At 43.8% G+C, this 14,113-nt stretch carries 8 protein-coding genes; 7 read left to right on the top strand and 1 reads right to left on the bottom strand.

Features of this window, described 5'->3' with window-relative positions; translation table 11 throughout:
* Window positions 1-223 precede the first annotated feature (223 nt).
* The 6 genes from WA352_RS13255 (at window position 224) to WA352_RS13230 (ending at window position 12,235) form a co-directional block, all read left to right on the top strand.
* Complete coding sequence (locus WA352_RS13255; protein ID WP_033133171.1) at window positions 224-1,435, top strand: efflux RND transporter periplasmic adaptor subunit; 1,212 nt, start codon at window positions 224-226, stop codon at window positions 1,433-1,435.
* Between the two features lie 4 nt (window positions 1,436-1,439).
* Window positions 1,440-4,529, top strand: coding sequence for a multidrug efflux RND transporter permease subunit (locus tag WA352_RS13250; protein WP_033133170.1), 3,090 nt, complete (start codon window positions 1,440-1,442; stop codon window positions 4,527-4,529).
* Window positions 4,526-7,633, top strand: coding sequence for an efflux RND transporter permease subunit (locus WA352_RS13245; protein ID WP_033133169.1), 3,108 nt, complete (start codon window positions 4,526-4,528; stop codon window positions 7,631-7,633). The genes WA352_RS13250 and WA352_RS13245 overlap by 4 nt, the downstream gene beginning before the upstream one ends.
* Before the next feature lie 9 nt (window positions 7,634-7,642).
* Window positions 7,643-9,049 (top strand): efflux transporter outer membrane subunit, encoded by a 1,407-nt coding sequence (locus WA352_RS13240; protein ID WP_033133168.1) that lies wholly within the window; start codon window positions 7,643-7,645, stop codon window positions 9,047-9,049.
* Between the two features lie 394 nt (window positions 9,050-9,443).
* A complete protein-coding gene (locus tag WA352_RS13235; RefSeq protein ID WP_033133167.1) occupies window positions 9,444-11,909 on the top strand; it encodes an acyl-CoA dehydrogenase in 2,466 nt (821 codons plus the stop codon).
* A gap of 215 nt (window positions 11,910-12,124) precedes the next feature.
* Complete coding sequence (locus tag WA352_RS13230) at window positions 12,125-12,235, top strand: hypothetical protein (protein ID WP_085942822.1); 111 nt, start codon at window positions 12,125-12,127, stop codon at window positions 12,233-12,235.
* An 85-nt stretch (window positions 12,236-12,320) separates the two neighbouring features.
* Here WA352_RS13230 and WA352_RS13225 read toward each other — a convergent pair whose 3' ends face one another.
* Window positions 12,321-13,016 (bottom strand): alpha/beta hydrolase, encoded by a 696-nt coding sequence (locus WA352_RS13225; RefSeq protein WP_005205159.1) that lies wholly within the window; start codon window positions 13,014-13,016, stop codon window positions 12,321-12,323.
* 202 nt (window positions 13,017-13,218) lie between these two features.
* Here WA352_RS13225 and WA352_RS13220 point away from each other — a divergent pair, with 202 nt between their 5' ends.
* Complete coding sequence (locus tag WA352_RS13220; protein WP_033133165.1) at window positions 13,219-14,112, top strand: helix-turn-helix transcriptional regulator; 894 nt, start codon at window positions 13,219-13,221, stop codon at window positions 14,110-14,112.
* The last annotated feature ends 1 nt before the right edge of the window (window position 14,113 follow it).

Genomic DNA, 14,113 nt, shown 5'->3' with positions numbered 1-14,113 from the left:
CACAAATGGGCAGGGAGATGCACAATTAAAGGCGGATGGAAAAAATATTTTCAAATAGTAATGATAATTGTTATTAATATCAATAAAATTGTATACATACTTTTACAGAAAAAATTGAGCTGATTTTGATTTTCGTTCGACTAAACCAATGTAGGGGAACATTTTTTGTTTTCTTCGTCTCCCATATTTTTAATGAATTTTGTTTGATTAAGTAGAGCATGCCATGAGTGAACAACAGATTGATTTAAAACTACAACAGCATTCTCGATCAAATAAAATCAAATGGTTGATTGCATTGACGGTGCTTTTATTGCTCGTGGCATGGAGTTGGAATTATTGGAAAAAATCCCAAGCCAATAAACAGGAATCGTTTAGCCAATGGAGTAAACCTGTGCCTGTGCGTGTGGTCGGGGTACAACGTGGCGATTTGCAATTACAAATTAAGGCCATTGGTACAGTGGTTCCAGCCAATACCGTGAATGTTCAAAGTCAGGTGTCAGGTGTATTGCAAAAATTATATTTCCAAGAAGGGCAATACATCAAGAAAGGGCAATTGTTAGCACAAATTGACCCGACCCCATTTCAGGTAGCATTGGCACAAGCACAGGGGACACAGCAACAAAATTTAGCGCAGTTGCAAAATGCACAAACTGAATTGAATCGTTATCAGCTGTTGTATAAGCAAGATTCGATTGCCAAGCAACAGGTTGATCAACAACAGGCCTTGGTCAATCAGCTCAAGGGACAGATGCAAGCCAATCAAGCACTGGTCGAAGCGGCAAAGTTACAATTGTCTTATACCAAGATATATGCGCCGATTGAGGGGCGTGTTGGTTTTCGCTTAAAAGATGCAGGTAATTTAATCCAAGCCAATGAAGCAACAGGTTTATTGAGTATTACCCAAATCCATCCTGTGTATATTCAGTTTGCGATTGCGGAAAATTATTTAGATACGGTTCGCCAAGCCACAAAAAATAAGCAAAGCATTCAAGTCAGTGCATGGGATCGTGCAGAACAGAAACAGCTGGCCACAGGTTCAGTTCAAGCACTAGATAACCAAATTGATTTGAATACTGGCACACTCAAAGTAAAAGCCGTTTTTGCCAATAATGATGATGCTTTATTTCCCAATCAATTTGTCAATGTTCGTTTAAATGCTAAGACCTTGCAAAATGCAGTGCATCTGCCAAGTGATGCCATCCAACATGGGGCAAAAGGCACTTATGTTTATATTGTGAATAAAGAAGATAAAGCCGAAGTGCGTATGTTAAAGCTAGGTGCGGTTTCACAAGGACAAACTGAGATCATTGAAGGCTTACAAGGCAATGAACGTGTTGTGTTAGAGGGCATTGATCGACTTTCCGAAGGGCAAGAAGTACAAATCGTTCAAGATGATGTTTCTAAGCCACTACCAGCAAAAACTGTCGCTGGATAAGTGTATGAATATTTCCAGATTCTTCATTTTACGACCTGTCGCCACCACATTATTAATGTTGGCACTATTTTTTAGCGGCTTGTTGGTGTGGCGTTTATTACCCGTGTCGGCATTGCCACAAGTCGATTATCCGATTATTCAGATTTACACCTTTCAGCCGGGTGCAAATCCTGACACGGTGCAACGAACCATCAGTTCACCGTTGGAAAGGGAGATGGGCAAGATTGCGGGTTTGAAGCAAATGTCTTCAAATAGCTCGGTGGGCGCATCGGTGATTACCCTGCAATTTGAGTTATCTGCCGAACTGGGCATTGTCGAGCAAGAAGTACAGTCGGCATTGAGCACAGCAAGCAGTAAATTGCCTAGTGATTTACCCACTCCACCGATCTATCGCAAAGTGAATCCTGCCGATGTGCCCGTGATTACCCTTGCAATTAGTTCTGACAGTTTGCCACTGACCACGGTCTATGACATGGTCGATACCCGAGTGGCGCAAAAACTGTCTCAGCTTTCTGGGGTGGGGATGGTTAGTCTTGCTGGCGGGCAACGTCCAGCGATTCGGGTGCAGATGAATCCAACTGCTTTGGCAGCGTTTAAGCTCAGTGCTGAAGATGTGCGTGCGGCTATTGCTGCCGCCAATGCCAATCAACCGAAAGGGAGTTTTGATGGGCCTTTTCGATCGACTATGCTGGATGCCAATGATCAGATGCGTTCGATAGCCGATTATGAAAGCCTGATTTTACGTTGGAACAATGGCGCACCGATTCGCTTAAAAGATGTCGCGCAGGTGTTCGAGGGCAGTGAAGATCGCTATATGGCAGCATGGGCAGACAGTCAATCGGCCATTTTGGTGAATATCCAGCGTCAGCCCAATGCCAATGTGATTGAGGTAGCAGATCAAATCAAAAAAATACTGCCTGAATTACAACAAAACCTACCCGACAATGTTCGTATTCGCGTCCTGACCGACCGAACGGAAAGTATTCGTAGCTCGATTAAAGATGTGCAAAAAGAACTGGTCTTCGCTGTGTGTTTGGTGGTGTTGGTCACCTTCTTATTTTTACGTAATTTTGCTGCGACCCTGATTCCGAGTATCGCCGTACCGCTGTCGATTATTGGTACGTTTGTATTGATGTATTTCCTTGGCTTCTCGGTCAATAACCTGACTTTAATGGCATTAACTATTGCCACTGGATTTGTGGTGGATGATGCGATTGTCATGCTCGAAAATATTGCGCGACACCGCGAGTCAGGTGAAAGCATGTTGCAAGCAGCACTAAAAGGATCAAAAGAAATTGGCTTTACCCTGATTTCTTTGACGATTTCTTTGATTGCTGTTTTGATTCCCTTGCTCTTTATGGGCGATGTGGTCGGACGCTTATTCCATGAGTTTGCGGTGACACTGGCAGCTGCAATTGCACTTTCATTGCTCGTTTCACTAACTTTAACTCCGATGATGTGTGCCTATTTGCTCAAAGATGCACCCAAGCATGCAGAGCAGCCGAGTCGATGGAGTCTGGATCGAGTGATTCAGCACTATGCGAAGTTGTTGCAATGGGTACTTCGACATCAACTGCTGACCTTGATGGTGATGTTGGCAACAGTGCTACTGGCAGGGCTGTTGTATTGGTCGATTCCAAAGAGTTTCTTTCCAGTACAGGATAATGGTGTGATTCAGGTGGTGACGGAAGCACCTGACCAGATTTCATTTCAAGCCATGAGTGAACGCCAACAGGCTTTGGCAGAAGTGATTTTAAAAGATCCTGCGGTTGCCAGCTTATCATCCTTTATTGGTGTCGATGCCAATAATCCGAAGTTAAGCAATGGGCGTATTTTGGTGAATTTAAAAGCACATGCCGAACGTGCACCTGCTGCGGAAGTGATGGCACGACTGAATGAAAATTTTGCACAAGTACATGGCATTAAAGGTTGGATGCAACCCGTACAAGAACTCAGTATAGAAGACAAAATTAGCCGCACCCAATATCAACTCAGCGTGACTGCACCCAAAAATCAATTGGTTGAGGAGTGGACGCCTAAATTGGTTCAGGCCTTGCGTCAGCAGGCTGCCTTTGCAGAAGTGACCAGTGAAGATGCAGGGCAGGGTTTACAAGCCTATATTGAGGTTAACCGTGATGCGGCAGCACGGTTGGGTCTAAGTGTTGAAGACATTAGTTTGGCTTTGCAAAATCTATTTGCGCAGCGCCAAATTGCAACTTTATATACGCAGTCCAATCAGTACCGCATTGTTTTAGAATTAGACCCAAAACTCACCCAAGGTATTGAGGCTTTAAACCAGACCTATATTCACAACAACCAAGGACAGCCGATTTTATTGAGCTCTGTTGCTACGATTGTCGAAAAACATGCGCCTATTCTTTTACAGCAACAGTCGCAATTTCCTGCCGTTGGGATTTCTTTTAATTTAGCCAAGGGGGTGTCTTTAGGAGAAGCGATTAAGGTGATTGAGCAGGTTAAACAAAGTCTTGAGCTACCGCCAGAGCTACAGGTTCAACTGCAAGGCGCAGCAGCAGCCTTTGAAAACTCACAGCAACATACCTTCTGGTTGGTGATTGCAGCGATTGTGACTATGTATATTGTGCTCGGCATGTTGTATGAGAGTTTTATTCATCCCGTGACTATTCTTTCAACCTTACCTTCTGCCGCGATAGGGGCATTACTGGCTTTGTTCATAGTGGGCCAGCCGTTGGACATGATTGCACTGATCGGGATTATTTTATTGATCGGTTTGGTCAAGAAAAACGGCATCATGATGGTGGATTTTGCACTTGTGGCGCAACGGAATCAGGGGTTGTCGGCTGAGCAAGCCATTTATCAGGCTGCTTTATTACGTTTCCGTCCAATTCTGATGACCACATTGGCCGCAGTAGTGGGTGCAATCCCGCTGATGCTGGCTTCGGGTTCTGGGGCTGAACTTCGTCAGCCACTTGGGTTGGTGATGGTAGGTGGCCTATTGGTCAGTCAGGTGCTCACCTTATTTACCACACCCGTGGTGTATCTGTTTTTTGATCGCCTGCAAGCCAAGCAACCCGATGCAAACCTGCTTTCAGATCAGACAGGAGCATCGCAATGACGTTGCTGTCTGTGTTTGTACAACGTCCAGTGGCCAGTGTACTGCTGGGGATTGCGATTGTTTTACTCGGTATATTGGCCTATTTGCGTTTGCCTGTTGCGGCATTACCACAAGCGGATATCCCGACCATTGTGGTGCGTGCCAATCTGCCTGGTGCCAGTCCAGAAAGTATGTCTGCAACAGTAGCAACCCCCTTAGAGCGTGCCATGATGGGGGTATCCGGGGTTAAGGCGATTAATTCATCCAGTAATCAAAGTTCGACACAGGTGGTTTTACACTTTGATTTGAATACCGATATTAATGAGGCCGCGCGTGAAGTTCAGGCTGCGATCAATGCGGCAATGTCACAGCTACCTGCAGGCATGCCGAGTCCGCCTGAATATTTCAAAATCAACCCGAGTCAAAGTCCGATTTTTTATTTGGCACTCAGCTCAAAACAACTTTCAGCGGCAAAGCTATACGAAATTGCATCCAATCAATTGCAACCGAATTTGGCGCAGATCAGTGGTGTCGGTGAAGTGTCGATTGACGGGGCTTCCATGCCTGCCGTGCGTATCACCATCAATCCAACGGCTTTAGTTTCAATGGGCATATCTCTTGAACAGGTACGACAGGCTGTTGCGAAAAGTAATGTGGTGCAGGCATTGGGCGTGGTGGAGCAACAGCAATTACGTTGGCAAGTGGCACTTTCTACAGAATTAAAGACCGCCCAAGATTTTGCCGATCTGATCATCCGACACACCGATCAAGGGGCTGTTCGCTTAAAAGATGTTGCAGAAGTGCGTGATTCGGTTGAAAACCGCTATGTCAGTGGTTTTCACAATGGGCAGCCTGCGGTGATTTTAAAAATTAGCCGACAGCCCAATGCCAATACTGTGGCGACCATTGACCTGATTAAAGCCAAATTGCCCGTTCTAAGAGAATTGATGCCACGTGATGCGCAATTGACTGTGGTGATGGATGGCTCGACTATTGTCCGTAACAGTTTAGAGGAAGCAAGGGATACCTTGTTTTTATCCATGTTGCTGGTGGTCATCGTTGTGGTGCTGATGTTGGGGCGGCTGCAAAGTGCGGTGATTCCCGCAATGGCACTACTGGTCACTTTAATTGGCGTATGCAGTCTGATTTATTTGGCTGGCTTTTCACTGAATAACCTGTCAATTATGGCGATCATCGTGGCGATTGGGTTGGTGGTGGATGATGCCATTGTGGTACTCGAAAATATTGAACGCTATATTGAACAAGGTGATTCTCCCGCACAAGCGGCGGTAAAAGGCATCCAAGAGGTTGGCTTTACCTTGATTGCCATGAATCTGGCATTGATGGTGATTTTCCTCTCGGTCTTGTTTATGGGCGGTGTGATAGAACGTTTATTCAGGGAGTTTTCGCTAACACTGGTGTTTGTGGTGGTTTTATCGGTCCTTGTTTCCTTGATCTTTACCCCAAGCTTATCAGCACGCTGTTTAAAACCTCTATCTCTTAATCACCCTCCACGACTGTATCGTTATAGCCATGATCTGATTCAGGGCTTGACTCAATCTTATATTCGCTCTCTTCATTGGGTACTCAAACATGCTTATCTGATTGTAGTGCTGTGGCTGGCAGCAATCATTGCTTCAGTTTATCTCTACAATTTATTGCCTAAACGCGTTTTGCCTGAACAAGACGCGGGGCGAGTTGGTGCTTTTATTCGTGGCGATGATGGCTTTTCTTTTCAGATTATGCAGCCGAAGATTGCCGCATTTAACCAAGCCTTACTCAAAGATCCTGCAGTACAGGATGTAGTGGGTACTTCCGGTGGCGGTGGTGGTATGACCAACTCATTTTTAATGGTCAGTCTCAAACCAAAAGCTGAACGCGATGGTTTAAGCTCCAAACAAGTGGTTGAGCGTTTAAAGAAAAATGCACCTTGGCAGGCGGGGGCAGTATTCTCCGCAGATGTCGAACAAGATTTGGAATTGGATGATCCTTTTTCCAGTGGCAATGCACAAGAATATTTGCTGTTACTGCAATCTGACAATGTGAGCTTACTGCGTGAATGGGCACCCAAAGTTGCAGAGGCCATGCGTAAACTGCCTGAGTTTGAAGAGGTGGAAACACAGGGTGATGAAGGCGCGCAGCATGTCACTTTAGACATCGACCGTGAAGCCGCAAAACGGTTGGGCATTGATATTGAAAATATTTCCAGTGTTTTAAATAACTCCTTTTCGCAACGGCAGATTTCCACAATTTATGATCGCAATGATCAGTTCTATGTGGTGATGGAAGTCGACCAACGTTTTACCGAACATCCAGAAGCCTTGGCGGATGTGAAAGTTCCGAATCAACAAGGGGCATATGTGCCTTTAAGCAATTTTGCCACGTGGAGTTACGGCATTAGCAATGATCGGGTTTATCGCCGTAATCAATTCGCTGCCATGGGTGTTGGCTACGTGGTGAAAAAAGGCTATAGCTATGAACAGGCAGATGCTGCGATCCGTCAGGTTTTGCCAAAGATCATGCTGCCAAAAGAAATCTTTGTGATGACAGATCGCGATGTCGAAACTGAAAGTCTACAGGCAGGTTTGAGTACGCCTGCTTTGATTGCGGCTGTGATCGTGCTGATTTTTATTGTCTTAGGGATTACTTATGAAAGTATTGTGCATCCTTTTACTATTTTATCCACCATTCCGACAGCAGCTCTGGGCGCTTTACTCAGCTTATGGTTGTTTCAGATTCCGTTTAGCCTGATTGCCTTGTTAGGTATCTTTTTGCTAATCGGGATTGTGGTGAAAAATGCGATCTTGCTGATTGATTTTACTTTGCAGCAACGACGTCAAGGTCACACCGATTTAGACAGCATTATCGCTGCGGCAACATTGCGTTTCAGACCGATTTTAATGACCAATACCGCAGCTTTATTGGGTGCGATTCCTTTGGCACTCGGTTGGGGCGAAGGCTCTGAAATGCGGCAACCACTGGGGATTGCCATTGTTGGTGGATTGGCGCTGGGTCAATTATTAACCTTATATACCACCCCTGTGATGTATCTCATATTTGAAAAATTCGCTCAATTACTGAATCGCTTCAAACTGCGATTGAATATCTTGCGTTGGAGTAAATAGGAAGTCGCTATGAAAAAAACAGTTTTTACACTTTCTATGGGTATCGCAGTGACGATGCTGCTCACAGCATGTCAGTCGTCCAGTACCCTTAAGCCTGCAGCCTATCAGCAGCCTGTGATTCAGAGTGCTGCACAATATAAATATGCAGATTTGCAGTGGATTGAAGCTTCCAAGATAGCAGCGACACCGCAGCAATGGTGGGAGATGTATCAGGATCCGATCTTATCCAAGCTGATACAGCAATTGGATCAGGACAACTTGAGCATCCAACAGGCCCAAGCTAAGTATCGCCATGCTATGGCATTGTTGGATGGACAACGTGCCAATGCACTTCCGAACATCACTATGGGCGGCAATGCCAATCAAACCGAAACTAAAAACGCTGGCAAGAGTCGTCAATTCGGTGCGAATGTCGCAGTGAGTTGGATTCCTGATCTTTGGGGGAGAGTTGCAAAAGCGGTGGAAGGGCAACAGGCCAACTTGCAAGCATCTGCTGCAGATTTGGCTGCCATTCAGCTGAGTCAGCAACTGCTCGCAGCAGAGGCCTATTGGAGCATACGTTTGTTCGATGCCAAGCTGGATGTGTTAAATCAGACCCAGCAAAGTGATCAACGATCTGTGCGTATTTTACAGCAGCAATACCAAGCAGGCATGATTGCACGGGCTGATGTGATTCAGGCTGAGACCCAACTTAAACAAGTCGGTCTGCAATTGTTAGAGCTACAACGTAGTCGTGATTTGCAAGAAAATGTGTTGGCGGTCTTGGTTGGACGCAATGTGGCGGACTTTAATTTAAATAAAAATCGCTATCAATTTAGCACCCCTCAAATCCCGACCCAAATTCCAAGTCGTCTTCTGGCACAACGTCCCGATGTGATTCGTAGCGAACGTGAATTGGCAATGACACATGCGCAATTAGGCCTAGCGCAAACTGCTTGGTTACCTGATTTGACCATCAGCTTGGATAGTACTGCCAATAGTCAGGTCTTTCATAGTCTATTGCAGTCACCCAATACCGCATGGTCAATGGGGGCAAAAGTCTTAGGCACATTGTTTGATGGGGGGAAACGACAGGCTGATATTCAACAGGCTCAAGCAAATTATGATGAAAAGCTTGCTGCTTATAAGCATTCAGTTTTAACAGGTTGGAAAGAAGTGGAGGATGGTTTGCTGCAAACAGGTCATTTCCAGCAGCAGATCGTAGCGCAACAGCAACTGCTTAAGCTGTCGATTGAAAATGAACGAGTTGCCAAGCAGCGTTATCAAGCAGGTTTGGTCAGTTATCTAGAAATCGCGACAGCACAGAATCTGCGTTTAAGTGCGGAAGAACGTTTATTGGAATTACAGCAATCGCATCTCAAAAATTCAGCGCAATTGGTGGCTGCATTGGGTGGTGGGATGAATTCTTCATCTTAAATTGAGTGGCATTATCAATCATTGCAGCTATTCATATTCAGTTTGAATGGCGTTTGGATCGCTGCAATTTATTTATTAAATTCGAAAGATACTGCTTGGATTATTATTTTTTTTGCTTTGTAACATTAAAAAGAATCATGATTGATGATTTTATTTTTGGATTTTTGAGGGGAAGGATTCCAATTTTTAGAGCGGTATTCTATTCAGCTCATGATTTTTATTTTTCAGTATCATCTGAATGCCTTTGTGTAAATTTTAGTAGTTAATCAAGCAAATAGCGCTTCGATATGTAGAATAAAAAATAGCCATTTTTATTAGAGAAAGACGTTCATCATAAATTAATTTAGATCTTTCTTATTTCATCTTCATCCCAATCTGAGATAACGGAGCAAATATGATTGTATTATTGATATTGCTTGGCCTATTGATTCAGTTAGTTGTGGTATGGGCTGTTTTTTATTTTGAAGCCAATCGAACTGTTGGCTGTCTTGTTTCCATTGTCGCCGCCATTCTGTGCAGTGTGTTGATCACACCGTGGAGTCTGTTACTGGGCATCCCGATTATTCTCGCGAGTGTGATTGTTTTGATTGCACCTTTACGTGATGCTTTGGTGAGTCGACCTGCGTTTAATATTCTCTCAAAAGCAATGCCGAGTATGAGTATCACCGAAAGAGAAGCCTTGGAAGCAGGGACCAGCTGGTGGGAAAAAGAACTATTTATGGGGGCGCCTGATTGGGAAAAGTTTGATCAATATCCTTATCCAACTTTATCCGCAGAAGAACAGGCATTTTTAGATCATGAAGTACAACAGCTCTGTTCCATGTTAGATGAATGGCAGATTCATCATCAAGAAAAAGACCTACCGCCAGAGGTTTGGCAATTTATTAAAGACAACGGCTTTTTAGGTTTGATTATTCCGAAATCATTTGGCGGTAAGCAATTTACACCGTTTGCACAAAGTCGAATTATGAGCAAAATTGCGTCTCGTTCCTTAACTGCTGCCGTCAGTTGTATGGTGCCGAATTCGCTTGGGCCAGGTGAGTTACTGCTGCACTATGGGACCGAAGAGCAAAAACAACGCTATTTACCCGGATTGGCAAAAGGGATAGAAGTGCCTTGTTTTGGTTTGACCAGCCCTGAAGCAGGGTCAGATGCAGGGGCGATTCCTGATACGGGTGTAGTTTGTTATGGGCAATACCAAGGTCAGGACGTTCTAGGCTTAAAAATGAACTTCTCTAAGCGCTGGATTACCCTTGCACCGATTGCGACCGTGATTGGTTTGGCGTTTAAGCTCTATGATCCAGAAGGTTTGCTTGGTGATAAAAGCAAAGTGGAATATGGCATTACCTGTGCCTTGATTCCTGCTGACCATGAAGGTATTCAGATCGGCCCTCGACATAATCCAGGCGCACCGTTTATGAATGGTACGGTTGAGGGCAGTGATGTCTTTATTCCATTGGACTGGATTATTGGTGGGCAGCAAAATGCAGGTAAAGGTTGGCGTATGCTGATGGAGTGCCTAGGCGTGGGGCGCGGTATTTCACTGCCTGCTTTGGCAACTGCCGGAGGAGAAATGAGCTATCTGTTGGTCGGTGCATTTGCCAGTGTTCGCCAACAATTCAAAATCTCGGTTGGGCATTTTGAAGGCGTACAAGAGGCGACCAGTGATATCGCCAGCGATGCCTATATGTTGGAATCATTTCGTTATCTCGTGACTTGTGGTTTAAACCAAGGTGGAACGCCTGCGGTGATGACTGCAATGGCCAAATACTATGCTACTGAAACCATGCGTAAAGTGGTCAATCACGGTATGGACGTGGTCGGTGGGCGAGCGATTCAATTAGGGCCACGTAACTTTCTTGCGCTGACTTATCAATCCATTCCTGTCGCGATTACCGTAGAAGGAGCCAATATTCTGACGCGTTCCTTGATGATTTTTGGTCAAGGTTCAATGCGTTGTCATCCTTATTTATTCGAAGAACTACAGTTATTGCAATCGGAAGATAAGGCATCTGCTTTCAAGGCATTCTCTCCTTTACTGTTTAAGCATCTGGCTTATACCTTTAATCGCGCTGCCAAGGCAGCAGCCTATTCGATTACGGGTGGTTCAAATCAAGGCTCTCAACAAGCAGACGATTTTTCCAAAGCATATTACAGTAAGATCAACCGTTTCAGCGCCGATTTTGCATTAACGGCGGATATGGCACTTGGAATTTTAGCAGGTGATTTAAAACGTAAAGAAATGCTGTCTGGTCGATTGGCCGATATCCATTCCAACTTATTTATTGCTACGGCAATTTTGAAATACTACGAGCATGGTCAAAGAACTGAAGCTGAACAAAAACATGCAGAATTGGCCCTCAATAAAGCTTTATATCAAGTGCAAGAAGCGTTCTTTGGCTTCTATGACAATTTCCCAATGAAGCTTGCTGCGTATATGGTCAAATTGCTGTGCTTCCCATTTGGTCGTCCAATTGCAGCTCCATCAGATCAGTTGAAGCAAGAGGTGGCTCAACTAATCATGCAAGAACATGCGTTCCGAGATCAGTTAAAGCAACATGTTTATTACAACACCGATGCTAACGATGTGATGGGGCGTATGGAATCAACTTTTCAGGCATTATTACCACTACAACCGTTGTGGAATAAGTTTAAAAAGGCAGAATCGAAAGATCAGTTTAGTGGTTTGACCTTTGAGGAACATATTGCTGATGCGATTGAGACAGGTTTCATTACAACAGCTGAAGCAGAGTCACTTGTACAATATAACGCTAAACGTTATGACAGTATGTTGACGGATATTTTTGATGCACATTTAGACAAGGAACTGCCACTGGATAATCCGCATCTTAAAACCTGATCGTTTTTAGCATATTGGCATTAAGATCGAACAGTTCTGAATATATTGATGATGGTATTGTCCATGTTTTAATAATATTTGGGACTGTTTTCATAACAGTTCTAATTTTTCCATGCTTATCTGTTATATTTTTTTTAGAAAATTCTGTGTCTTTTTTTTGTCTGTATCTTATTGCACTATAACAACATGAGTTGAGCAAAGCCAAAGGTGCCGATATGAGTTTTTTGAAAAAAAAGAATAATGCCAGTTTTGTATTCTTCATCATTACACTGTATGCATTCCTCGGATTTGGTCTAGGCTACATTATCTGGGAATATGTTTTATAAGCAGCAATTTCTGTGTGTTGTTGAAGCTGGGTTAAGACAGGCAAATAGGGAATAATATTATTCCCTATTTGCTAGAGCATTATATTTATTTTGCCAAAAATGTAGCAGCTTCAGTAATTAAGGCAGTCACTTCTTTCGGTTGTGAAGCCAATGAAGCATGACTTGCGTTTAAAGAAATGACTTTTTTGGCATTTAAACGATCAGACATCACGGCTTGGTTTTCTGGGCTGATCATGCGGTCTTGGGTCGAGATTTGATACCAAGAAGGTTTGGTTTTCCAAGCAGGGTTGCTAATGTTATCGCCAAAGGTACTGGCTAAAGGCGCCTTTTGAGTGACACCCATGGCAAAGCCTTCATCTTGGGTGAGATCCTGACAGAAACTTTCGTGAAATTTATCGACTTTAAGCCAAAGATAACCATCACTATCTGGTTCTAGATTCGGCGCTGCAACAGGTAAATGTTGTTGGGTAATTGCCCCTGGGCTTTCATTGCTATCTGGTGCAAAGGCGGCAATATAAACCAAACCTACGACATTTGGATGATTACCTGCTTCGGTAATGACTGCTCCGCCGTAAGAATGACCCACCAAAAGCACATCACCATCAACTTGGGCAATCATTTTTTGAGTTCGTTCAACGTCATCTGCGAGAGAGGTTAATGGAAGTTCCACGGCACGTAAGGCCTTATAACCTTGATGGGACAATTCAGTAATCACTTTGGTCCAATGGGCTGCACCGCCCCAAAAACCGTGTACGAGAATAATGGTCGGTTGAGTACTCATATTTATCTCCTAGATAAATGCTATTGTATTGAATTTTCAGTATTTAATAGTGGAAGCTTTACGGTATAAAGAGATATGAAGTGGTGGGTGTTTTTTATACTAACGAAATCTTCTCAAAAGATTATTGGTGTTTTGTTATGCTTTCACAATAACTGAAACGCCAATGTTTTTGCAGAAACACTTTTAAGGACAAAAGCATAAAATGAGTGATGAGTATGATCCGCAGGTGTTAACCGATATCTTCTTTGATATTTATCGCTTCGCCGATATCTCGGGTGAAATCTATGGCGTAGAAAATCTCTTAGCAGACAACAAACTGTGCTTTCCTGCCCGATATGCTTATATCCATATTATTCAAAATGCGAGTTGCAGAATTAAAATTAAGCGACTTAATCTTGAGCTGATCTTAAAAGCTGGAGACATTGTTGTCTTGCCAACGAAGCTTGAGCATTCGATTGAAATCGTAAGTGGACAAACAACGGAAGCATCTGTGATTAGCTGCACTTTTGAATTGAACGGTATTTATGGCGAGGCGATTGCAGAAGGATTGCCGAGTTACATTCATGTACCGTCACATCATAATGCTGAAAAAGTCGCGGAATGGGTACCCATGACCGTTGCTGCAATCAAGCTTGAGCTTGAACACCCAGCACTTGGCAGTCGAGTCATGCTGTCTCGAATCATTGATTTATTGTTGGTCTGGTCGATACGTTTTTGGTTGGCTAAAGAGCAGATTGAGCATAAAGGCTGGATTTCTGCATTACGTGATCCGATGATGAGTAAGGTATTGTCGTTGATGCATGCACAACCAGCATATGAATGGGATGTTGCGTCGCTTGCCCAACTGACCAAACAATCTCGCTCCAGTTTTTCCAAAAAATTTGTTGAGTTGGTTGGCGTACCCCCGATGCTGTATTTAAAAAATTGGCGGATGAAATTAGCCAGCCAATTGCTTAAAGAAACCGATAAAAATATTGCACAAGTTGCTGAATGCATCGGCTATTCTTCTCAAGCCGCCTTTAGCCGTGCTTTTGCACAGCGCTTTGGTTACGCACCTAAAAACTTTAGGGCTGCGATAAGTCAGGAAGTATTTTAAA

This window comes from Acinetobacter sp. 102 (assembly GCF_037028485.1).
Lineage (GTDB): Bacteria > Pseudomonadota > Gammaproteobacteria > Pseudomonadales > Moraxellaceae > Acinetobacter > Acinetobacter higginsii.
Note: the sequence above shows the minus strand (reverse complement) of the source record. Positions and strands in the feature narration are given on the sequence as shown.